Source organism: Butyrivibrio sp. AE3009, assembly GCF_000420845.1.
Lineage (GTDB): Bacteria > Bacillota > Clostridia > Lachnospirales > Lachnospiraceae > Butyrivibrio.
Map to the genome: position 1 here is coordinate 37,464 of NZ_ATVS01000003.1, position 24,406 is coordinate 61,869.

The 24,406-nt window shown below is 42.2% G+C and carries 22 protein-coding genes; 7 read left to right on the top strand and 15 right to left on the bottom strand.

The annotated features are described in order from the left end of the window. Positions 1-78 precede the first annotated feature (78 nt). Positions 79-1,209: an alpha/beta hydrolase gene (locus tag G588_RS0102365; protein ID WP_022777156.1), complete on the top strand. Its 1,131-nt coding sequence runs from the start codon at positions 79-81 to the stop codon at positions 1,207-1,209. Positions 1,210-1,259: 50 nt separating this feature from the next. Here G588_RS0102365 and G588_RS21175 read toward each other — a convergent pair whose 3' ends face one another. Further along, entirely contained in the window at positions 1,260-4,415 is a 3,156-nt protein-coding gene (locus G588_RS21175; protein WP_022777157.1) for a response regulator, read from the bottom strand. A 100-nt stretch (positions 4,416-4,515) separates the two neighbouring features. After that, a complete protein-coding gene (locus G588_RS0102375; RefSeq protein ID WP_022777158.1) occupies positions 4,516-6,150 on the bottom strand; it encodes a class I adenylate-forming enzyme family protein in 1,635 nt (544 codons plus the stop codon). Positions 6,151-6,346: 196 nt separating this feature from the next. On the opposite strand from G588_RS0102375, the gene iorA reads away from it, so the two are divergent. Genes iorA through G588_RS0102395 form a run of 4 tightly spaced genes read left to right on the top strand, consistent with a single transcriptional unit; the run spans position 6,347 to position 10,500 of the window. Then, complete coding sequence (iorA, locus tag G588_RS0102380; RefSeq protein WP_022777159.1) at positions 6,347-8,101, top strand: indolepyruvate ferredoxin oxidoreductase subunit alpha; 1,755 nt, start codon at positions 6,347-6,349, stop codon at positions 8,099-8,101. A gap of 2 nt (positions 8,102-8,103) precedes the next feature. Then, positions 8,104-8,682 (top strand): indolepyruvate oxidoreductase subunit beta, encoded by a 579-nt coding sequence (locus G588_RS0102385; RefSeq protein WP_022777160.1) that lies wholly within the window; start codon positions 8,104-8,106, stop codon positions 8,680-8,682. Positions 8,683-8,714: 32 nt separating this feature from the next. After that, positions 8,715-10,016, top strand: coding sequence for a phenylacetate--CoA ligase family protein (locus G588_RS0102390; protein WP_022777161.1), 1,302 nt, complete (start codon positions 8,715-8,717; stop codon positions 10,014-10,016). 49 nt (positions 10,017-10,065) lie between these two features. Further along, positions 10,066-10,500 carry an ACT domain-containing protein gene (locus G588_RS0102395; RefSeq protein WP_022777162.1) on the top strand — a complete coding sequence of 145 codons (435 nt, stop codon included), beginning with the start codon at positions 10,066-10,068 and terminating at the stop codon, positions 10,498-10,500. 55 nt (positions 10,501-10,555) lie between these two features. Here G588_RS0102395 and G588_RS18870 read toward each other — a convergent pair whose 3' ends face one another. The 4 genes from G588_RS18870 to G588_RS0102415 all read right to left on the bottom strand — a co-directional run bounded on the left by G588_RS18870 (position 10,556) and on the right by G588_RS0102415 (position 14,972). Then, complete coding sequence (locus G588_RS18870; protein WP_022777163.1) at positions 10,556-11,371, bottom strand: esterase/lipase family protein; 816 nt, start codon at positions 11,369-11,371, stop codon at positions 10,556-10,558. Positions 11,372-11,503: 132 nt separating this feature from the next. Then, positions 11,504-12,346, bottom strand: a complete 843-nt coding sequence (locus G588_RS0102405; protein ID WP_022777164.1) for an amidohydrolase family protein — start codon at positions 12,344-12,346, stop codon at positions 11,504-11,506. 80 nt (positions 12,347-12,426) lie between these two features. Next, positions 12,427-13,974, bottom strand: coding sequence for a sodium:solute symporter family protein (locus tag G588_RS0102410; protein ID WP_022777165.1), 1,548 nt, complete (start codon positions 13,972-13,974; stop codon positions 12,427-12,429). A gap of 116 nt (positions 13,975-14,090) precedes the next feature. Beyond that, on the bottom strand, positions 14,091-14,972 hold the full coding sequence (locus G588_RS0102415) for an aldose 1-epimerase family protein (protein ID WP_022777166.1): 882 nt from the start codon (positions 14,970-14,972) through the stop codon (positions 14,091-14,093). Positions 14,973-15,099: 127 nt separating this feature from the next. Here G588_RS0102415 and G588_RS22360 point away from each other — a divergent pair, with 127 nt between their 5' ends. Then, on the top strand, positions 15,100-15,261 hold the full coding sequence (locus G588_RS22360; protein ID WP_022777167.1) for a hypothetical protein: 162 nt from the start codon (positions 15,100-15,102) through the stop codon (positions 15,259-15,261). A 3-nt stretch (positions 15,262-15,264) separates the two neighbouring features. Beyond that, on the top strand, positions 15,265-15,993 hold the full coding sequence (locus G588_RS0102425; RefSeq protein WP_022777168.1) for an ion transporter: 729 nt from the start codon (positions 15,265-15,267) through the stop codon (positions 15,991-15,993). Between the two features lie 201 nt (positions 15,994-16,194). Here G588_RS0102425 and G588_RS0102435 read toward each other — a convergent pair whose 3' ends face one another. From G588_RS0102435 to G588_RS0102480, 9 genes are all read right to left on the bottom strand, one after another. Continuing rightward, positions 16,195-16,728: a DUF308 domain-containing protein gene (locus tag G588_RS0102435; protein ID WP_022777170.1), complete on the bottom strand. Its 534-nt coding sequence runs from the start codon at positions 16,726-16,728 to the stop codon at positions 16,195-16,197. Between the two features lie 4 nt (positions 16,729-16,732). Continuing rightward, entirely contained in the window at positions 16,733-17,848 is a 1,116-nt protein-coding gene (locus tag G588_RS0102440) for a DUF6765 family protein (RefSeq protein ID WP_022777171.1), read from the bottom strand. A gap of 1 nt (position 17,849) precedes the next feature. Continuing rightward, entirely contained in the window at positions 17,850-18,350 is a 501-nt protein-coding gene (locus tag G588_RS0102445; protein WP_022777172.1) for a hypothetical protein, read from the bottom strand. A gap of 110 nt (positions 18,351-18,460) precedes the next feature. Then, positions 18,461-19,114 carry a fructose-6-phosphate aldolase gene (gene fsa / locus G588_RS0102450; protein WP_022777173.1) on the bottom strand — a complete coding sequence of 218 codons (654 nt, stop codon included), beginning with the start codon at positions 19,112-19,114 and terminating at the stop codon, positions 18,461-18,463. A 236-nt stretch (positions 19,115-19,350) separates the two neighbouring features. After that, positions 19,351-19,959 carry a metallophosphoesterase family protein gene (locus tag G588_RS0102460; protein WP_022777175.1) on the bottom strand — a complete coding sequence of 203 codons (609 nt, stop codon included), beginning with the start codon at positions 19,957-19,959 and terminating at the stop codon, positions 19,351-19,353. A gap of 18 nt (positions 19,960-19,977) precedes the next feature. After that, positions 19,978-20,466: a ribonuclease HI gene (rnhA, locus tag G588_RS0102465; protein WP_022777176.1), complete on the bottom strand. Its 489-nt coding sequence runs from the start codon at positions 20,464-20,466 to the stop codon at positions 19,978-19,980. Between the two features lie 24 nt (positions 20,467-20,490). Next, on the bottom strand, positions 20,491-22,161 hold the full coding sequence (locus G588_RS0102470) for a MutS-related protein (protein WP_022777177.1): 1,671 nt from the start codon (positions 22,159-22,161) through the stop codon (positions 20,491-20,493). 27 nt (positions 22,162-22,188) lie between these two features. Next, positions 22,189-23,490, bottom strand: coding sequence for an amidohydrolase family protein (locus G588_RS0102475; protein ID WP_022777178.1), 1,302 nt, complete (start codon positions 23,488-23,490; stop codon positions 22,189-22,191). Between the two features lie 23 nt (positions 23,491-23,513). Continuing rightward, complete coding sequence (locus tag G588_RS0102480) at positions 23,514-24,344, bottom strand: purine-nucleoside phosphorylase (protein ID WP_022777179.1); 831 nt, start codon at positions 24,342-24,344, stop codon at positions 23,514-23,516. Positions 24,345-24,406: the final 62 nt, after the last annotated feature.

The following is a 24,406-nucleotide window of genomic DNA, read 5'->3' on the forward strand; positions in this document are numbered from 1 at the left end:
ATAATACTATTATGTTAAAAGGGTAAGATGAATTCTTACCCTTTTATTTTTGGGAAATAACTTGGAGGTATAGTAATTATGAAAAAGAAAATACTCATGGGGGTAATGATAATGGCAACATTAATGACAGGTTGTTCAAGCTCTTCGCCTGCTGCGCTAGTTGATAACGAAGGAGCATCCACCACAACACAGGAAGTAGTAGATACAAGTTCCGAGGCTGTTTCAGAAGCTATAGCAGAGGCGAGTGAAGAAACAGTTCCAGACGGGATCCAAGAGGCAATCAACCAGGAGACCTCATATACGGAAGAAGCCACAGAGGCCGCATCTACAGACGCATCTGTTGATGGCACTACAGAAGAAAGAGAAGCCACTGCTGAAATCGGAGAAATGGTTCATCCCAAATACACTGCCCTTCGTACAGATGAAGGCGGCGTTATCGAACGAATCACCTATCCTGCACACGATTATGCCGGAGATGGACACGAGATCACCAAAGAAGCCAATGTTTACCTTCCTTACGGTTACAGCGAAGACAAAAAATACAACGTTCTCTATCTCATGCATGGTATAGGAGGCAATGAGGATGAATGGGGAATGAACAAGAACACCTCAAGGGTCAAAGCTATCATGGATAATCTTGCTTACTACGGCGATATCGAAGGCTTCATTATAGTTACTCCCAACGGAAGAGCCTGCGATCTTGAGAGCACTGAAGGTAACGGCGTTGATGCCTTCTACCTGTTTGGCCAGGAGCTTCGTAACGATCTGATTCCCTATATTGAATCACATTACAGCACTTACGCGGATTATGATGAGAATGGCTATGACATGACTGCCAGCAGGGAACATCGCGCAATGGCCGGCTTATCCATGGGTGGTATGCAGACCATCAATATCGGTATCGGAGAATGTATAGATCTCTTTGCATATTTTGGTGCTTTCTCCGCTGCTCCCACAAGTAATCCCGCTTCAAAGACCGCCGGAATTCTCAAGGATAATCAGTATCCGATCAAATACTTCTACAATATCTGCGGACTTCAGGACAGAATTGCTTACCAGGCAGCTTCAGCTGCTGCAAAGACTCTCCCCGCTGTCTGTGATCAATTTGTTGATGGCGAGAATTATATGTGGCAGGAATTGGCAGGTCAGCATGATTTCAGGATCTGGTACCTTGGATTCTACAATTTCGCTCAGCTTGCATTTAAATAAGCAAAGAACAGCTTGCAGCCATAATTTAGACTGCAAGCTGTTTTTTTGGATTATTTTTCCATAAGTATTTTTTCTATTTCATCCCAGTCCAGATTCTTAAGAAGCTTTTCAAGCTTTTCAAAGAATTCATTATCTTCATCCGGAAGCTTATAGAGCCTAATATCCTCAAGAATCATCTCAACCGCATCATAATCCATTTTGGGAGCAAAATCTTTTAAGGCTTCATAGGCTCCTTCCAGTTCTTCCCGGGATATCAGCGGCTTCTTCTCGACTTTTTTCTTCTCAGGAACTGTCTTAAGCTTTTCTTTGTATTCCCTATACATCTCAAGAAGCTCAGCTATATGATCGTCAAAGAACTGAATATCATCTCCTCTGCCTGCCTTCTCCAGCTGTTCCGCAAGATAAGACAAATGAGTTGCGCCGATAATCCTCGCTGTACTCTTTAGCGCATGAACCTTTATGGTACAGAACTCATAATCGCCATTTTTATAAGAATTTTCAATCTCCGCAGCTTTATCATCTATTCCAAGTTCGAAGGAATGGAGGAATTTAAGGTAAGCATCCAGGTTGCCGCAATATTTTATGCCATCATTAAGCTTGATTCCATCAATGTTTCGAAGAGCCTCAACAACTTCCTTGTTTTCCTCATCATCCTGCTGATCAAAAGCCTCTTCTCCGGGATGTTCATAGTCATCAAAATTCTTGAGTAGTCCCACCGGCAGATATTTGAGGATAGTTTCCTCAAGAGTTTTTCCTTCTACAGGTTTGGATAAATAGTCATCGAAACCAGCTTCTTTGTAGAAAGAAGCTCCTCCGTTCATTACGTTGGCTGTAAGGGCTATTACAGGAATCTTGATATTTTTTTCCCGTATCTTCTTAAGTGTCTCGATTCCGTCCATTCCGGGCATCATATGATCCAGAATAATCAAGTTATAGGCACTGTTCTCCAGCTTGCAGAGGCATTCTTTACCGCTCTGGACCAGGGTGAGCTTAAGTCCCGTCTTTTTAAGAAGTCCTTCAATAACTTTCAGGTTCATATCGTTGTCATCTACAACCAGAACTCTTCCTTCAGGCGCAAAGAATGCAGGATAATACTCTTCCCTTTCCTTGTTGACACAGTCCTTTATTGTTCCTATTGGAGTATTGTCAACTATCGCCTGTTCAAGAACGAAGTAAAATCTTGATCCTTCTCCGATCTCACTTTCAACTAAGAGCTCACCACCAAGCAGGTGACAGAACTGATGTGAAATGTGAAGACCAAGGCCTGTGCCCTGAATGGATGAATTTCGGTCTTCATCAAGCCTCTCAAAGGCTTCAAATATCTTATCAAGCTTATCTTTTTCTATTCCGACTCCGGTATCTTCTACGGAATAATATACCTTACATTTATTCTCTCCCCTGTCGACAAGAGATACAGTCAGTTTGATTTTGCCGGAGTTGGTGTATTTTATGGCATTTGATAGCAGATTGATCAGCACATGCTTTATCTTACTGCCATCACCTTTGAGCTCTGAAGGAATCTGTGGATCAATGTCCGTTTCAAATAACAGATCCTTTTCCTTGGTTCTTACACCAAACATCTTGATTATTGATAAGAGGAAGTCACGGGTATCGTAGTTCTCCTCCAGCAGTGTCATCTTACCTGATTCTATCTTGGACACATCAAGTACATCATTTATAAGGCCAAGCAGATGCAAGGATGCATTTTTGATATCATGGGCATATCCGATAACAGACTCGGAATATTTGACAGGAACACCTTCTGTATCTTCTCTGAGAATCATTTCATCCATTCCGAGGATCGTATTAATAGGCGTTCTGATTTCATGGGACATGTTTGCAAGGAATCTGGATTTGGCAGTATTAGCTCTGTCAGCTTCTTCCTTGGCTGCCACAACCATTTCATAATGCTTGTCGATGATTCTGTGATATCCTGAAGCCATCCACAGACCATAAGCTATAGCCAGTATCAAAAAGCTTGAAGAGATCAAACTGATCCTTAATAAGAATTCTCTGGAATACTCAAGAATTCCAAGCATACTGATATCCACTCCGGCATAAGCTACACAGTTGCCATGGTAGTCATAAACAGGCTCATAGGCCGTAAGAACATAGCTGTCCTTGTTCTCAATAACACTAACACTTTCACCTCTGACCAGCTGATCCATTTTATCCTTCAGAACATCATCCACAGGCAAATACTCACCTGTCTTGCCGGCAGACATGAAAGAAGGATCCGTATCAAATACAATATAGCACCCATCTTCCTCAATACGATAAACAAAAACATATACGGCATTTGGGGTATTATCCATTATCGCCTGCATTGTATCAAAGGCGTCTTTGTAATCTCGAGGTGCACTGCTAAGATCAAAGTTGCCGTTTATATAGCGATCTACCTCTTCGGCCGGAACCGCCCTGGCTACAAGTTTAGCAGCACCAATGGCTACATTTTTAATATTCTCCCTTGATCTGATGGTATATAAGGACACACTTATCCATGATATTGCGACTGTAAGCACAAGAGCTATAAGGGCAAGAAGCCATAAGAGCCTTGATCTTACTTTTTTCCTGCTGGACATATCCCAAATGTCAGTTTCCAGATCAAGTCCCATATGATTACGCCAGATCTCGTTAGACAGATTCTTGGGAATAAGTTTGAAAATCAGAACCGCGATCATAAGAGAAAAGAATTTGTCGATAAAGCTGAAGATATTACTGGCAATCAGAAATGGTACAAGCCCTTCCATTCCAATAATCTTAGAGAAATAGTCTGTCATAGATTCAACAGTTGGATGAACAGGATAACCTGTAAGTGCCCATTCAATAAACACCCCAACTGTTCCCGTGGTAACCGACAATACGAGATAATAATGTAGTTTACCTACTTTTGCCTTATCCCTTCGTCTGTAATAGAACATAGAGGTGATAATAGCAACAAGAACATTGACTATTGCAAAATATAGTGAATAATCATCGAAAGCACCGGTTACCAGATTGGAGATCAGCGCCGTAAGAATACTATAGAACAATCCGCATTCGCGAGCAACGACAATGGTACCTATGGTATTTAAATAAAGCGGAAGATTGTAGCTGTAGTTAAGCTCCATGCCGGCGACATTAATAAACACACCCATCAGAGCTATCAAAAGACATTCAACCGTAATCTTATTTAATTTGAATTTCTTCTCTCCCCTATCCCCCATAAAAGCTTCCTTGTCATCACGTTATTAAGTATATCTTTTTTTAGTATAACACAAATGGCGGGAACTGTGTTAATGTTCCCGCCACACTGCTTGCAGTTAATCATGACTGATTCTGTTTCTCTACAATCTTTTCTCCGCAATATATCTCACGAAGCTTGGGCTTATCGATCTTACCTGTTGCATTCCTTATTACATTTGCAAAAATGATCTTCTTGGGTCTCTTGTATCTTGGTAGGTCAACGCAGAAGTGCTCAACTTCCTCTTCTGTAAGCGTCATGCCCTCTTTAACCTGTATAATGGCTGCTGCTATTTCTCCAAGACGCGCATCCTGAAGTCCGATAACAGCGGCATCGTGAATCTTGTCATTCTTGGCAAGGAAACTCTCAATCTGAACAGGATACAGATTCTCACCGCCTGAAATGATAACATCCTTTTTACGGTCAACAAGGAAAATGAAGCCTTCCTCATCCTGTCTTGCCATATCACCGGTAAAGAGCCATCCATCCTTAAGGATCTCTGCTGTTGCCTCAGGGTTCTTGTAATATTCAACCATGACGCCCGGTCCCTTGACACAGAGCTCTCCGATCTCACCCTGCTTAACGATATTACCATCTTCATCAACGATTTTGGTCTTCCAACCATATCCCGGAACGCCGATAGCACCGACTTTGCGTACATTCTCCATTCCGAGGTGAACACAACCGGGGCCTGTGGATTCTGACAAACCGTAGTTGGTGTCATATTTGTGATGAGGGAAGTACTCAAGCCATCTTCTTATAAGGCTCGGCGGAATAGGCTGAGCTCCGATGTGCATAAGGCGCCACTGGCTTAAATGATAATCCTCAAGCTTAAGCTTGCCACTATCCAAAGCAGCAAGTATGTCCTGTGCCCACGGAACCAGGAGCCATACTATAGTGCACTCTTCCTCAGAAACGGCTCTGAATATGGACTCGGGTGAATTGCCCTTAAGAAGGACTGCTCTGCTACCTGTGTACAGTGAACCGAACCAGTGCATCTTGGCTCCGGTGTGATACAGCGGCGGTATGCAGAGGAAATTGTCCTCATGTGTTGTCTCATGGTGCATAGCCTCCATCTTGGCTGACTGCATAAGAGCTGTATGAATGTGTAAAATAGCCTTAGGGAAGCCTGTTGTTCCTGATGAGAAATAAATAGCGGCTTCATCCTTGTCCTCAATAAGAACTCTTGGAGCTACAGATGAGCTGTTGGAAACCTGTCTGTAATAGTCATCTGCGTAAGAAGGACACTGATCTCCAACAAAGAAAATAAGAGTTTCCTTCTTGATCTTCTCAGCTATATCCTCGATTCGACCAATGAACTCAGGTCCGTAGAATAAAACGTCGGAATCGGAAGCCTTAAGACAATAATCAATTTCCTCAGCCGTAAATCTGAAGTTAAGCGGAACTGCAATGGCTCCGGACTTAAGAATTCCGAAATAGATAGGAAGCCATTCAAGGCAATTCATAAGAAGGATCGCACATTTCTGTCCCTTCTTGATTCCTCTTTCAATAAGCATATTGGCTACTCGATTGGCCTTCTCATCGAAAACCGACCAGGTAATCTGTCTTCTGTAATAAGCTGTGGAAGTTGGCTGTATCAGCTCATATTCCTTCCAGGTAACCCTCTGCTCTTCACGGATTTCAGGATTGATCTCCACAAGAGCAACTTCATCCCCATACAATTTGCTATTACGCTCAAGTAAGTCTGTAATTGGCATTTGTTGTTAACCTCCTTTAGCACACAAAAGTGCTAAAGTAAAGTATACTAGCTTTTGTAAAAAAGGTCAAACGGTCAATTGTAAAAGCACTTGATTTTATGCACTTTTTACATTATTCTAAATAGTAGCCGCTTTATCGCTTTAAATCATCATAAAGCTGATCCCTACGGCTATATATATTGGTAGGAGGTTATTGATGGAAAACAATTCAAACAAGCAGCTCATGCTTGGAAACAAGGCTGTTGCCCGCGGTCTCTACGAAGCCGGTGTATGCTTTATTTCCAGTTATCCCGGAACCCCAAGTACAGAAGTTACCGAAGAAGCTGCCAAATATGATGAAATCTACTGTGAATGGGCACCTAATGAAAAGGTTGCCATGGAATCTGCTTTTGGTGCATCTCTTGCTGGCAGAAGAGCTTTTTGCGCACAGAAACACGTTGGTCTCAACGTTGCCGCAGATCCTCTTTACACAATGTCTTATACAGGAGTTAACGCAGGACTTGTAATCGTTGTCGCTGATGATGCCGGCATGCATTCTTCACAGAATGAGCAGGATTCCCGTCACCACGCAATCGCTGCCAAGGTTCCTATGCTTGAGCCTTCAGATTCCGCAGAAGCTCTTGAATTTGCCAAGCTCGCCTATGAAATATCCGAGCAGTTTGACACTCCCGTACTTCTTAAAATGTGCACCAGAGTAGCACATTCCCAGTCTCTCGTATCTTGCGGAGATCGCACCGTTCCCGACAAGCCCTACGAGAAGAATATTGCCAAATATGTTATGATGCCCGGCAATGCCAAGAAGCGTCATCCTATCGTTGAGCAGAGAACTCTTGATCTTATAGCTTATGCAGAGACCTCTCCCGTCAACCGTGTAGAAATGGGAGACACTAAGCTCGGTATCATCACTTCTTCTACTTCATATCAGTATGTTAAGGAAGTATTCGGAGACACTGTTTCCGTTCTTAAGCTGGGTATGGTCAATCCTCTTCCCGAGAAGCTTATTAAGGATTTTGCATCCAAGGTTGATGATCTTGTAGTTGTTGAAGAGCTTGATCCAATTATCGAGAATCACGTTAAGGCTCTTGGCCTTAAGGTATCCGGCAAGGACAAACTGCCCCTTGTTGATGAGTTCTCTCAGTCTCTTCTTGCCAAGGCTTTTGACAAAGAAGTGCCTGACTGCTTTGCTATTGATGAGCAGATTCCCGGACGTCCTCCAGTAATGTGCGCAGGCTGCCCTCACAGAGGACTGTTCTATACTCTCAAGAAAAATAACTGCACTGTACTTGGAGATATCGGATGTTATACACTTGGCGCCGTTCCTCCCCTTGGTGCAATTGAAATGACTCTCTGCATGGGTGCATCCATCGGAGCACTTCACGGTTTCAACAAAGTACGCGGAGCTGAGAGTGAGAAAAAGACCGTTGCTGTCATCGGGGATTCAACCTTCATGCACTCAGGTATGACAGGTCTTGCCAACATAGCCTATAACCAGTCCAATTCAACTGTAGTTATAGTTGATAATTCAATCACCGGCATGACAGGTCATCAGCAGAATCCTACCACCGGCTACAATATCAAGGGCGACCCTGCCGGCAAGATCGATCTGGAGGCTCTTTGCAAAGCTATGGGCTTTGAAAGAGTTCGAGTTGTTGATCCTTATAATCTCAAGCAGTGTGATGAAGTTCTTAAAGAAGAACTTGCCGTTGAGGCACCTTCAGTTATCATCTCAAGACGCCCCTGCGCACTTCTTAAATACGTCAAGCACAATCCGCCTCTCAAGGTCAATACAGATAAATGTGTTGGCTGCAAGAGCTGTATGAGAATCGGTTGTCCCGCTATTTCCATGAAAAATGGCAAAGCAACCATCGACACAACTCTTTGCGTTGGCTGCAACGTCTGCTCACAGATGTGCGGCGTAGGTGCCTTTGAAGCACCCGGAAAGGAGGCCTGAAGATGGAGACTAAGAATATTATGATCGTAGGTGTCGGCGGACAGGGTTCACTTCTTGCAAGTAAGCTTCTCGGACACCTTCTCATGTCCCAGGGCTATGACGTAAAAGTCTCAGAGGTCCACGGAATGTCCCAGAGAGGTGGCAGCGTTGTTACCTATGTAAGATACGGCGACAAGGTGTACTCCCCTGTTATAGACAAGGGCGAAGCCGATTACATTGTTTCCTTCGAGATTCTCGAAGCTGCAAGATGGCTTCCATTCCTTAAAAAGGATGGACAGATTGTTACAAATACTCAGCAGATTGATCCTATGTCTGTCATTACCGGCGCCGCTGAGTATCCCGAGGACCTTGTATCCAAATTAAAAGCAACAGGCGCAAAGGTTGATGCTCTTGACTGCCTCTCACTGGCAGAAGAAGCCGGCTCAGCCAAGGCTGTTAATATCGTCCTTCTCGGAAGACTCTCTCACTACTTCGATCTTCCCGAGGAAGAATGGATGAAGTCACTTGAAGCCAATGTTCCTACCAAATTCCTTGAGATGAACAAGAAGGCTTTTGAACTCGGCAAACAGGCTAAAGGCTGATTATAAGGTCAACGCCAGGAGGATTAGCGGTAATGGAAAAGTATTTTCAAAAAGAAATAGAATGTGCCCCACTTGAAGAAATAAGGAAAATCCAGAATGAGAAGCTCATCAAGCAGGTTAATCATGTATGGAACGACGTTCCTTATTATCGCAAAAAAATGGAAGAAAAAGGCGTCACACCCGATGACATCAAGTCAATTGATGACCTTCATAAGCTTCCGTTTTTGTCAAAAAAAGATTTACGAGATGCTTATCCCTATGGACTTATGGGTGTACCCAAAAAGGATTGCGTAAGAATCCATTCTACTTCCGGTACAACCGGAAAGCGAGTTATAGCGTTTTATAACCAGCATGATATCGACCTCTGGGATGAATGCTGTGCCCGTGCCATCGTGGCAGCAGGTGGCTCAGAAGATGATGTATGCCAGATTGCCTACGGCTTTGGACTCTTTACAGGTGGTGCAGGCCTTAACGGTGGTTCCCACAAGGTAGGCTGTCTTACAGTTCCGATCAGCTCAGGTAATACCGACAGACAGATCATGTTCATCAATGATCTGCAGGCTACAATCCTTTGCTGTACTCCCAGCTATGCCGCTTATCTTTCCGAAAGATACAAAGAGGAAGGCTACGGTCCCGATGATATACCACTTAAGGCCGGCATATTCGGTGCAGAAGCCTGGAGTGAAGAAATGCGTTCTGAAATAGAGTCCACGCTTGGAATCAAGGCCTATGACATCTACGGGCTTACAGAACTCTCCGGCCCCGGCGTTGCTTTCGAATGCTCAGCGCAGCAGGGAATGCATATTAACGAGGATCACTTTATAGCAGAGATCATCGATCCCGAAACCGAGGAAGTACTTCCTGAAGGCTCAACCGGTGAGCTTGTCTTCACAGCTATTGACAAAGAAGCATTTCCTATGATTCGCTATCGCACAAGAGATATCTGCAGACTTAGCAGAGAAAAATGCTCCTGCGGCCGTACTCATATCAGAATGGCCAAGCCCATGGGCAGATCCGATGATATGCTTATTGTCAGAGGTGTTAATGTATTCCCAAGCCAGATTGAAACGGTTCTTCTTAACAACGGTTATCCTGCCAACTACCAGATTGTTGTTGACAGAGAGAACAACACCGATTCCCTGGATGTTCAGGTCGAGATGACTCCTGAGATGTTCACCGACAACCTTGGTGAAGTTGAGGAGCGCCAGAAGAAACTTGTTGAGGACATGAAGTCCATGCTCGGAATCAAGGTCAAGATCTCTCTTATGGCTCCCAAATCCATCGCAAGAAGCGAAGGCAAGGCTGTCAGAGTTATTGATAAGAGAAAGATCTGACGTGTATAATATTATTGACAGTTAATCCAACATATAATCGGAGGTAGCTATGAGCATAAAACAGATCTCTGTATTTCTTGAAAACAAACCAGGAACACTTAAGAAGCTTACCAGCGTTATGGCCCAGAACAATATCGACATGCGTGCCACCTCTCTTGCTGAAACCAAGGATTTCGGAATTGCCCGTATCATTGTAGATGATGCTCTTGATGTGGTTAATGTCTTAAAGGACAATGATTTTGTTGCAAGCCTCACTCCTGTCCTTGCGGTAGAAATTCCCGATGAAGCAGGTGGACTGGACAAGCTCCTTGATGTATTTGCCCAGGCAGAAGTTAATATCGAGTATATGTATGCTTTCCCCAGCAGAGGAGCTGCAGGCAATGCTTACATGATCTTCCGTGTTGCTGATACCAAGGCCGCTGAAGCCAAGCTTACCGGCAAAGGCCTTAAGATTCTTACACAGGAAGACATCGCAAATATCTAATATAAAACAAAACACCGCATTCTGATGAATTCACATCAAAATGCGGTGTATTTATTTAGAATCCCATAGCAGCCAATTCTCCGGCCACATTAAGATAAAAATCTGTTATATCAGCTACTCCTTCACCCTGCTTGCGGGTAAATCTCATACGCCTCATATCTACTTCATCACAATGGGAAATACCTCGACGGGAGTTACTCTTAACCTCGCCTTTATAGTTCCCCCACTTTACAGAATCCGGAGTAAGAAGTCCATCATTTGGTCCCTCGAGTAGCCATACCACAAGGCTTGGGAACCATAAAAACATATCTCCAAAAGGTGATTTCATGACAAATGCATAACTTTGATAATAGGTATTCGGATCATCAGGATTGGCTTCGTTGAATTTTTCCGCTTCTTCTGTGGTAAACAGCTTAAAGACACTATAAGAATCAGGCTTATTATCGCCTAATATTTTGAATACAATGTCAGTGCATTTTCCTGCAAACTTTACAAGAAAAGCCGGTAGTCTTAGAAGTTTATCAACTGTGGCAGAACCGTGATGTGGTGAATTAATAGTTGTTACAGATGCGATTTTGTCGCCCAGATTATATTGAGATATCGCGCACCTGATATCGAGACCTCCCTTGGAATGAGCAATTACATTGAGCTTCTCTGCTCCGGTCTCTTCTAATATCTTTTGGACCCTATAAGAAAGGTATTCTGCATTGGTTTCAACTGATGCATTGCTATCCTGGTTGCCATAAAACACTTTACAACCGGCTTTTTCAAGCATTCCCGGAATTCTTCCCCAATAATTAAGATATTTGCGATCTCTGAATCCCATACCATGGACCATAAGAATCGGATACTTCAGATTAATCTCATCCATACTCATACCTCCGATAAAACTCGTCTTATAGTCCATAGTATAACTTTTCGAAGCTGATCTTACATTCATCACATAAGTGAATTAGCATAGGAAAATCAGTATTTTTCTACAAAATATAGAGTAATCGTCCTGTTATAGGTTCAACAATGCGGCTGCATTTTCTCCGAGAATCTTATTCCTATCCGCTTCGGAAAGAGGCAGTTTCTTGATAAATTCTGAGCTCTCCTTTTGTGAGGTCCACGGACTGTCAGAACCAAAAAGGACTCTTTCTGTTCCAATAGCTTCTACAATCCTCATTACGCGCTCTGTACCAAGCATAGACAGATTCTTACCATCCCAGTGGCCATCGTTAAGAGGCTTTATCTTCTCTGTAGAAAACGAAGTATCGATATAAATTCCCGAGCCTCCAAAGTACTCCGGTACTTCTTCCCAGTTCTCCCAGCCGCCCATATGAGCCAGCACAAACTTAAATGGACCTATCTCATCCCATACATGTCTGCACATCTTTGGTGAGCAATGAACTACTCCCGGAAATCCTACATCAAGCCCTGCATGAGTTAAAACGATCAGTTCATTCTCAGCAGCACATTCAATTATCCTAAGATACCTTATATCATCAATATCCATTTTATGATATACAGGATGAATCTTAATCCCCTTTATTCCCATTTCCTTAAGTCTTCTAAACTCCTGCTTGTAATCCGCAAAATCAGGATGAATTCCGCCGAAGGAAATAAGAGACCTCTCTTCTTCGTTAACTCTTGCAGCTCTGTCGTTTATTTTGACAACCTGAGAACCACTGGTAGCAACGGGCATGATAACAGAAATATCGACTCCGGCTTCTTCCATTGACTTCTTTAATCCGGCATTGGTGCCATCGGTATTTGCCAGTATATGTGCCTCTTTGCTAAGGCTCTCTATTGCCTTCGCAGCTATTTTCTCAGGAAAAGTATGTGTGTGAATATCAATTATCATAACATCCTCTTGCATAAAAAATGGTGGCTGCATCTGACCTGTCAGACACGCAAACCACCACTTTAATATTCTATCTCAAATTACTCTGTATCATCCTGAAGTGATGTACTCTGGTGAACCATAACTTCCTTATCATAGCATGCGAATGCACCGTCTACAAGAGCCTTGTCAGGCTTCGTGGTGAACAATGATACCACCGGAACTATTACAAGTCCGGCAATCATACAGAAAGCACCGGCATTGATCGGAGACTGAAGAAGTTTCGGGAAGCTGGATCTTACAATCATGTTAGCAAGCATAACAACTGTTGAGAATACGAAGCTGCACCATACACCTGCCTTGCTTGTTCCTTTCCAGTACAGACCATAGAGGAAAGGTGCCAGGAATGCCCCTGCGAGAGCTCCCCATGAAACACCCATGAGCTGAGCAATGAAGGTAACATTCTGCTTGTACTGAATAATGGCGATAACAACAGAAATTGCTACAAATACCACGATAAGAATTCTCATGATAAGCACCTGCTTCTTCTCATCCATCTTCTTAACTATGTGGCCCTTGATCAGATCAAGAGTAAGTGTAGATGAACTTGTAAGAACCAGAGATGAAAGAGTTGACATGGAAGCTGACAATACAAGTACAACAACTATTGCTATAAGGAAATCAGGGAGTCCTGAAAGCATTGTAGGAACAATTGAATCATATCCGTCAGCTGCAATATCGATTTTATCGGAGAAAAGTCTTCCGAAACCGCCAAGGAAATAGCATCCACCGGCAACGATAAATGCAAAGAATGTAGATACGATAGTTCCCTTGGCAATAGCTCTCTCACTCTTAATAGCATAGAATTTCTGAACCATCTGAGGAAGTCCCCAGGTTCCAAGGGATGTAAGAATTACAACACCAAGAAGGTTAAGCGGATCCGGTCCGAAGAAGGATGCAAAAATACCCGGTGTTGATGCTACGCTCTCATCTGAAATCCTGGCAAGACCGTCAAGAGCTGCCATAAATCCGCCCTGGCTGTTAAGTACTGCACCGATAACAGCGCAGATACCGATCAGCATGATGATACCCTGTATGAAATCATTGATGGCTGTAGCCATGTAACCGCCTGCGATTACATAGATTCCGGTAAGAACGGCCATAACAATAACGCAGACTGAATAGTCAATGTTAAATGCCATTCCGAATAGTCTGGAAAGACCATTATACAAAGAAGCTGTATAAGGAATCAGGAAGATAAAGGTTATAACAGATGCAGCGATCTTAAGAGATCTTCCGCCGAATCTTGCTGCAAAGAACTGCGGCATTGTTGCTGAATCAAGATGCTGAGTCATGATCCTGGTTCTTCTTCCGAGGATTACCCACGCAAGAAGTGAGCCAATCAGCGCATTACCGATTCCGACCCAGGTTGATGCTATTCCATATTTCCAACCGAACTGTCCTGCATATCCTACGAAGATAACCGCGGAGAAATAGGAAGTTCCGTAAGCAAAGGCCGTAACCCATGGGCCTACGCTTCGACCGCCAAGGACAAAGCCGTTTACGTCGGTGGAATTCTTGCGACAGATGAAACCGATGGTGAGCATCATAGCAAAAAATACTACAAGTAAAAGAATTTTGATGAACATAACTACCCCCTTACCAACATTATTCTTTTACTACTTTAACGCTTTTAATCGCTAAAGTCAACTATAAATCTAGTATTTATGCGGTCTTTTGTAAAATACTCACCATCTCATCAGTATTAATAACACTTTATGTCGTAGCTTGTGATAAACTCCTCTCCCATTTCAAGTGAAGTGCCGTATTCACGTTCTTCAATCTTTTTGGAGAACCCAACCTTATCGCAGCGGCCATACCAGGGCTCGATGCAGACAAAAGGAGCATGCTTACCTGCAGGGGACCATACTCCGAAAAGAGGTGCGTCGAAGGAAACAGATAATACTTTTCTCTCATGTTCATCCATAAGGGTCACGCAGTCACTTTGAAGGTCTTCAAAAATAAGTGCGTCCTCATCAAACATCTCTTCGCTAAGGCATAAAATTCCGTTATCAAGTTTAAGCGTTTTCTGTCTTGAAGAAAGGCAACCGCTTCCGTCTGACTCAATAATTCCGGATGTGAGGCTGTTCTTTACGGGCTTACCTTCTTTTTCAAATAATAGCTTATCCTTGTTTAAATCGCAGTTGAAAGCAGGATGACCACCGATTGAGAAATACATGGTCTTAATATCGGTATTCTTCACAGCCCAGCCAACCTTAACCGTATCGCCTTCAAGCTCGTAGGATATTGTAAGATAGAAAGAAAACGGATATTTTTCCTTGGTCATCTCATTATCGCGCACAAGAAATTTAAGCATATTATCAGTCTTAGCCACGAGATGGAAGTCCATATCCCTTGCAAAACCATGCTGTGACATAGTGTAAGTCTTACCTGCATATACTGATTCTTTTTCGTAGTAGTTACCTACAAGAGGGAAAAGTACCGGTGACGTTCTTCCCCAGAATGCAGAATCTGCCTGCCACATCAGTTCCTTATTATCTCTTTTTCTTATGATTGATCTGATCTCTGCACCGTGCTCAGACACTGTAAGTGATAATTTATCATTGGAAATAGTATGTTCAGCCATTTAAGTTCCTCCCTTTCTTATCAACATTCTTATTCTCCATCAAAAGAAGTCCTTTTTCAAGCTTATTTATATTTACGTAATTGTAACGATTTTTCTACTATGTTACGATATATTAGAGGGATAATTTATGAACGGTAAATCGAATACGCCAAAACATCTTATAGACGACAACGGTGTTCATCACAATATGAAACACACCCATGCAACAATATTTATTCTGTTTTGCAGATTAGTTACTCTGTTTCTTATCGGAATCGGACTTGTTGCACTGATAGTAGGTAATATCTAGGATATGACTAACAGAAAAAAGAGAATCTATGAAGTAATAGAAGTATCGAATATAGGAGATGATTCCAGCAGAGCCTATGACGTAATGATCACTGTTGCGGTTATTGTAGGTCTTCTTCCCATGACGCTTAAGTCTGAGAGCATCTACACTCGTATCATCGAGTTCTCCACAAGCCTGCTCTTCTTTGTTGATTACTGTGTAAGGGTATATACAGCAGATTATAAAATGGGTTATAAAAGTGTAGAGGCTTATATTGCCTATATTTTCACGCCCCTTGCCATCTTTGATCTTTTATCTATAGTTCCGGTTATTTCACTGTTTCTTCCGGTATCCGGTTTGATAAGGCTGCTTAAGCTATTCAGGACCTTCCGAGTTCTTAAACTTGTGAGATATTCCAAAACGATGCGAATAATCGCAAATGTTATCCGTAAAGTTAAATCTCAGCTCCTTGCGGTTCTGATACTTATCGTGATATATATCTTTGTTTCAGCGATGATGATATACCAGCTAGAGCCTGATCTTTTTAATAATTTCTTTGACGCACTCTACTGGGCTACCATCTCCATAACCACTATCGGTTACGGCGACATCTCTCCTGTCACGACCTTGGGACGAATGATCACCATGCTATCTGCTCTGGTGGGCATGGCAGTTATTGCTCTTCCAACAGGTATCATAACAGCAGCATATATGAATGAGATCAACAAGAAAAAATCTAAATATGAGTTATAATCTATTCTTCTGTTCAGTTTCTTTGCACAGAAAATCATTAGCTTTGTTAATAACCATATTTACATCTTTCGTTCCGTATATGCAGTAAACAGCGCCGCAGGAAATCTCAATATTACTGCCCTTCATCATCTTTTTGAACCGTTCTATGTCATTCTGGAAAAAAGCTTCCTCAGTCTCAAAACCAAATGCAGCAAATTTATCTCACTGAATATAGACGGATGTGGTCTTTCTGAAGGCTGTGATAATGCGCATAAATGCGGAATACATTAGTCCTATTCCATAAACGATTCCAACTGTTTCTTCATGTTTAAAAAAAACTATGCAGCATACAGCAATTATTATATCCACAATGCCATGAGATAGTTTCAGCTTCCAGTTTTTGGCGCTGTACTTTTTGGACTCCATGGATCTTAATACCTCCACCAGACCTGAAAACGCATGAAGAATAGCCAGGTAAAGCAGAATATAGATATTCGGCACATTTATAAGCGTCCCCGAAAAAAGTCCAAAATCAAGAATGATCAGGCCTTTGATCAGAATATATCTACCGTTTACCATAAACTGAGCCATTGAAAAATAATATACCAGCGTACTTATCCCTGAAAAGGTCAGAACAAAAGACAATATAATTAGCACAACTTCGCTTGTTCCCTCAGGGAAAGCCACAAGTGTAAAGCCGAAAATAATCCCTATTATTCCAAATATAAAACTTTGTATCCGCTGAAATTTAGTCATATGTCTACTCTTGTTCCTTAAATGTAAATATTTCTTTCGAAAAACCCGCAAGAATATTCTTGGATTTATAGATTTCATTGGTGACCATGCCTTTGTGAACAATGGCCCCCTGAATAAACTTCCCGAGAAATGTGTTATCCTTCATATCCTGAGAAGCATTTTTGTATTCTTCCGAATACCTGCCCAGGTCAAAATCATCGATTTCCGTTCCCGACAGACTCTCGCCAAATTTTTTCCAGTCCTCACTGGCATTCAGCTGCCTTTTATGAATTATCTCTTTTATTATGTCCTCATGCTGTTGCACTTCTTCAAAGGCATAGGTATCAAGCACAAATTCAGCCGCTTCTCCCCTTAGAAATCTCATGGCATATACCATCTGGCAAAAAGCCTTAAAATAATCCGATGGATTGTCCTTTTCTATCACCTTGTATTCTCCCCAGGCGGGAACATACTTATATCTTGCAAAGCTGTAATCCGGCAGATGACCTGCTCTGCCATGCCCCAGATTCATTATTGAATTCTCGGTACTCTGTGAAAGGCTGTTGGTATAAATACTGTTATCCAGATCATCCGGAGCCGAAGCGCTATGACGGAATTTTATTATCCTTTCTGAATAGTCGTCTTCGCTTTCAAAAATCTCATAGAAATCATAATCGGTATTGTTTATTACAAGTGAAGGAGTGCCGGCAAAATAAGAATGAGCCCAGGTATCTGCAAGTACATGCATTGCAATACCCACAGATTGAAGATGCTTATCTTTGGCAAGCTCAATGGTTTTCCTTACCAGTTCTCCGTTCGGGCCGCATATAAGGCGGTATTTGTTCAGATAACGCCTCGTCCTTCTTTGCTTTATGGCATATAGATCCTTTGGTAAAAAATGGAACGAAGCCCATATCCTTGTTATATCCTGAAGTCCGATAATATCCGTCCTGGCATCCATCAGTTCCAGCTGAAGCTGCGTTGTTGCCGCATCCAAAGGAGCTCCGATCGTTGACAAAAAGGTTCTTGAACACAGGTCTACAAATTGGGCACTGTACGCAATATCAAGGCTCTCCTCATGGGAATATCCCGCCAGGAATGCTGCGCAATAGGTTGCATAATAATGAAAATCTTCCTGCATATCATTCCCCCTCTTTTGCAATAATCTGTTTTTGTAGCCTTCCTACCCTTATAGTTGAAACTATAATATCCAGAAGCAGAAAAGAAAGCATAATATCAAGTATAAGAGAAATCGACAGCGTATCCAGATCATCGATGTTATCTTTAAGCGCAGCAATTGAGAGCATACTTGATAGCAACGTGATAATACAGATAAATCCTGTTGGTATCAAAAAGAAACGCTTCTTTGAATCTTTTTTCCCAACTCTCATTGCCCTGCTTCCGATGTAATAATGCACAAAAAAGATAATAATTATGCCCAAAACAAGAAAAATATACGTAAATATCTTTACCAGCATCAGATTGTCTTCATCGATTTCTGCGTTAGCGTAATCAAATATGTTCCCACCTCCGATTACGCTCATCACAAGCTTAAGAACAGACCAGCCTCCCAGCATTATAACCCCAAGGCCGTCGTTATATAGTGTATGCTTTAGTTTTCGTAGCTTCTGCTTTGTTTCCATATAAAACCCCATAAAAAAATCATGGCAAAATATCGTAATACTAACAATATTTTACCATGATTAAGTATCATATTATGTAATTATCTTAATAAGTAGTTATCTGCAGATAATTATTCACCGAAAACAGCGAGATAATCCTTCTGGAACTTCTCGATACCAGCATCTGTTAAAGGATGATGTGTCATCTGCTCGATTACCTTGTAAGGAACAGTTGCGATATCAGCACCTGCAAGAGCGCAGTCTGTTACGTGCATAGGATGACGGATGCTTGCAGCGATGATCTCTGTCTCAATGTTGTGGATGTTGAAGATCTCAGCAACCTCAGAGATAAGATCTGTTCCGCGAACGCTTATGTCATCAAGTCTTCCAAGGAATGGGCTAACGAAAGCAGCGCCTGCTCTTGCGCAAAGAAGAGCCTGGTTAGCTGTGAAGATAAGAGTCATGTTAACCTTGATGCCTTCCTGTGAAAGAACCTTACAAGCCTTAAGACCTTCTACTGTCATAGGGATCTTAACTACCATGTTGGGATGAAGCTTAGCGATCTCGCGACCCTCTGCGATCATTCCCTCAGCGTCTGTTGTAGTAGCCTTAACCTCGCCTGAGATAGGTCCGTCTACGATAGAAGCGATCTCTTTAACTACTTCGTAAACATCGCGGCCTTCCTTAGCGATAAGTGAAGGGTTGGTTGTAACACCACAAATAACACCCATGTCATTTGCTTTTTTGATTTCTTCGATATTGGCTGTGTCGACAAAAAGTTTCATAATTATTCACCTCATAAATATTTTGAATTAAAACACCAGTAACTATACTAACACCATTTCGTTTCCAAAAATAGACATAAATTGCTCTTTTTTGTTCATTTTATGCTTATCGTTTCCTCATGCAGACAAGATGCCAATCTCCTATTTTAGTCAGCTTTTGGGAAGTAAAACTGTTTTTGTCATAGATATCAGTTCTATCAGTTATAAGAGTAGATATCTTACCATTGTCTTTTCCCTTAACATATACTTTCATGTTTAATCCATTCACCTAAGGTAAGTGGAGTATAATCTGATTTCATGCAAAAACAATTTATCATATTGCAGGGAATGGTGCTCTCATGTTCGCTGCCAATAGGATAATAAGGTGTTTCCCTGATCATCCCTATGATTTTCTGCATAAGGACTTCATCCCTTGTCTCATGCACATGTCCATACATCATGTAAACCTTAGGTTCTCCATTATGTCTTTTTCTGTATTGGCCCTCATAAAACGGTATCGGATAGTGACAACATACCACCTTTTTCTGAGAATCTGTTATCTCGCGGTAGCTGTCTATCCACTCAAATCTTGAAGCATCAAAATCCGGAGAATTAACGAACTTGTCATGATTGCCGGTTATAAGGCAAAGCTTTCCTTTAAGTCTGCTCAATACTTCGTTGGTCTCAGGTGCTCTACCAACTGACAGATCTCCCAGGATTACCACCGTATCAGCTCTTGTAACCTTATCATTCCATTTGGTTATCATGTATTCATTCATCTCTTCTGCATTCGCAAAGCCCCTGCAGTCCATCTTGGTGTTAAGGGCTTCATGGAAGAAATGGCAATCAGCAATATAATAAATCATAAATACATCTTTCTAAAATCACTTAAGGTCGCCGCCGTCATCATGAAGAAGTGTGGCAGGATTACCATCGGCAGCAGCTGTTGCCAGTTGGTCGCATCTTTCGTTTTCCGGATGGCCTGCATGGCCTTTTACCCAGTTCCATTTAATCTTATGAGGCTCTGCGGCTGCAAGAAGTCTCTTCCAGAGCTCCACATTTTTAACAGGCTTCTTACCCGCTGTTTTCCAGCCGTTCATGATCCACTTAGGAATCCAGCCTTCATTAAAAGCGCTGATAACATACTTGGAATCTGAGTACATTTCAACTTCGCATGGTCTGTTTAGCGCCTCCAGACCTTTGATGGCTCCCATAAGTTCCATGCGGTTATTGGTGGTCTTATCGTAGCCGGCACTTATCTCTTTTTCATGGGCTACGCCTTTGGAATCCACATACCTAAGGACTACTCCATAGCCTCCGGGTCCATCCGGGTTTCCTCTGGCTGAGCCGTCTGAATAAATCTCTACTTTCATATATTCTCCGTAAATTAGTTCTTATTAAGTCCACTGCCCCGTTGCAAGGAATTTCTCTGCAAGGCTCTGAGCATTATCGACGATATTCTCATCATAACCAAGTACATTCAACAGTTTAATGGCATTTCTGGTAGTGGCGGGCCCTTCTTTGATAAGATAATCAAAATGAACATCATTGTCGGTAATCTCGCCTTCGAAATGGTATATCCCAAAGTAATCCTTCAAAAGAGTGGTTAGCTCTATATCGTGAGTAGCTGCCAGACACATAATGTTTCTCTTTGCAAAGTTCTTAAGAATCTCAGTGGAAGCTGCGATTCGCTCAACAGTATTGGTTCCTCGAAGAACCTCATCCACAAAACAAAGAACCGGGTTACCTTCAGCGTTTGCTGCATCCAGGATTCTCTTGATGGACTTGATTTCAACAATGTAGTAGCTGTCTCCCTCAAAGATGTCGTCCTTAAGCGCCATTGAGGAATAAATCCTGTAAAGAGGGGCCTTGTAATCTTTAGCCAGAACCGTATGTATAGACTGGGCAAGAAGTGCATTAAGAGCGCAGGTCTTAAGGAATGTGCTCTTACCTGATGCATTTGAACCTGTAATAAGCACTCCTCTGTCAGCTGCGATATCGTTAGGCACTGCATTTTCTATAAGCGGATGGTACAATCCCCTGGCCTCATAATCTCTACCTGTAAAATGAGGAATGCAATAGTTGTCCTTGACGGATTGCCTATAGCAGGCAATGGAAATATAGGCTTCCAACTTACCCGTGATGGTAAGAATTGTATCAAGATCATCCTTGTGTTCCATAAGCTCAGAATACATCTGATTGAACTTGATGATATCCAGATGGGTTGCCATTCTGAGATAGTCAAGAAGAACCTCCGCAGGATTGCCTGAATTCATTCTTGAAGAGGACATCAGTATGGATGAACCTCTCAAAAAGGATTTGAAGTGGGAAGCAGAAGTCTTAAGCGCATCTATATCATCTGCGATATCCGGATCACTTAATTTAGCGAAATCATCAACACTCTGGATCACAGACATTATGTATCTGTAACTGGTAAGATACTGCTCAACATCGTCCTTAACCCTGAAATACATAAAAATGTTAGCAACCATCAGAGCCACAAATATGCTAAAGCCCACAGTAAAATTTAATATGCATGACAATAATGCCAGTCCCATAAGTCCTAACATCAGATAATGCTTGCTGTTACTTACATTCTTGACATTATCCAGATAATCGATGTATTCGTAAATGGAGTACCTTATTCTTCTTCCAATGTGTGCATAGAGAATCTGAAAAGCCCTTCTCTTATCACCGTTTTCCCTGAAGAATTCAACTTTCTGCTCCATTTCATCGAAATCATCACTCTGCATGGGAGTCCTAAGAAGATAATACAGATACTCTTCTCCCGATGCACTGTAGCAGTAATTCATCCTGGCGAAAACGCCGTCCATATTAAGGTCGTTCCAGGTTGCATCGTCAATCTGAAACTCATCTCTGTGTTTAAGATAAAAGCCCTGAAGATGGTCAAGATCGTCAGCTTTGTATTCTCTTTTGGGTGCTTCGCCAAAGTCTGCTTTGAGCCTATTATCCAAAAGCCTGTCGAGACGTTTCTGATCCCTAAGCCCAAGCAGATATGCCAAAAAGCAGATTCCTGTGAGTGTTCCTAAAAAAATCAATACTTCCATGTAAGTTTTTCCTATTCTGTAATTATTTTATGCGTAAAGTCTTGCCGAGATTTCCTTTGCCTTTTCATAGATATCCGAAGGCTCGGCTCCTATATTGAACTTACCTCTGTTATAACGTATTATTCCGCCAATCATGGTCATAAGAACATTGGCTTTACTTCCGCTGTACACGATATTTTTGACTATATTGTTAATAGGCTGCATATTGGGCTGAGTCAGATCAAGCATAATAATATCAGCCAACTTACCCTCAGCAAGTACATCAGCGTCATTAAGTCCCATTGCAAGAGCGCCATTAACGGTTGCCATTCTAAGGACTTCTGCAGCATCCATACTGGAGGCATCCATATTACGAAGTTTCTGAAGTCCTGTGACAAGAAACATCTCCCTGAACATATCAAGACAGTTATTGCTGGCAGGGCCATCGGTTCCTATAGCAACGGGAATTCCCCTCTCGACATAATCTGTAATCGGAGCAATTCCGCTGGCCAGCTTGGTGTTGGATCCGGGGTTGGTAACAACATAGAGACCTCTGTTTTTGAGGATCTCACGATCCTTCTCATCGGTCCATACAACATGATATCCGCCTCCGCCGTAATTAAACAGTCCAAGGCTGTCAAAGAATTCTATGGGTGACATACCGTAGCGCTGTCTGCATTCATTAACTTCGCTTTCTGTCTCGGAAATATGTGCCCAGAAAGGAGCCTTATACTTATGAACCAGCTCACTTGTCTTTTCCAGGAGCTCTTTTGAGCAGGTATATTCAGCATGAATGCCTAATATAAAGGAATTGTATTCGTCACTTCCATTGATATCGGTATAATACTTCTCAAGAAGCTCCACAGACTGACTGAAATTGTTGACACAGCTGGTCTGTACGCATCTAAAGCCGCAGTCTCTGAAGGCATCTGCCACGGAAAAAGGTGTCAGATACATTTCAAAGGCAGCAGTCATACCGCTTGTCAGATATTCCATTATTGATATTTTGGAAAGATGATAGATATCCTCGGGAGTCATTTTCGCCTCAATGGGGAAAATCTGCTTGTTAAGCCAATCAGAAAGAGGCATGTCATCAGCCTTGGATCTCATAAGAGCCATAGCCGAATGAGTATGTGCATTCTTAAAGCCCGGCATAAGGAGATTTTTTTGACAATCAATCTCCTCATCCCAGACTAAGATCGTATTCTTGTGATGGTCACAGTAATGTCTTCCTTCTTCCTCAGTCCCCACGAAGACAATTCTGTCCCCTATTACCCAGAGCTCGCCTTCGAAAACCTCTCTTCCGGGCTCCATGGTAAGAATTCTTGCGTTATAAAAACGTGTTCTCATAAACTCCACCCAACTTTTTAATATCAGATTTGAAATTTCTTGATTGACTCTGTTACCAGCTTGGTAAACAAAGGTGCTGCTTTATCTGCAGCTTCCTGAACCTCTTCATGGGAAAGAGGATTCTCGGAAAGACCTGCTGCAAGATTGGAAATGCAGGATACACCGCACACTCTCATGCCCATATGGTTGGCGGCTATTGCCTCATTGACGGTACTCATACCAACTGCAGAAACTCCAAGATTGCCAAGAAGTCTGATCTCAGCGGGAGATTCAAAGGAAGGACCTGTAAGCTGAGCATATACACCTTCCTGAAGCTTGATACCGCTCTCTTTAGCTACGCTTCTGATAACTTCCTGAAGATCCTTTTTGTAAACTTCGGACATATCAGGGAAACGTGCTCCCAGCTCATCGATATTGGGGCCGATAAGAGGATTGGGTGCAAACATTGAAATATGGTCTGTTATAAGCATAAGATCGCCTGCAGCGAATCCTTGACCAAGTCCGCCTGCAGCGTTGGTAAGGAACAGAATCTTAGCTCCAAGCATCTTCATAACTCTTGCGGGAAGTACAACATCGCTTACGTTGTAGCCCTCATAGAAATGGATTCTTCCCTTCATGCATACAACCTTAACATCTCCAACGTATCCGAAGATGAATTTGCCGGCATGTCCGGGAACTGTTGAAACGGGAAATCCGGGGATATCGTTATAAGAAATCTCCGCCTCAATCTTTATATTCTCTGCGTAGTTGCCAAGTCCTGATCCCAGAACAAGAGCAACATCAGGCTCAAAAGAAGTCTTCTCTCTTATAGCCTCGACGCATTTTGTGATCTTCTCATAAATCGCATTACTCATAATCTACCCTCTCCAAATTTAAAATAATTACTATATTTCTTTTACAAAACAACAATTAGTAT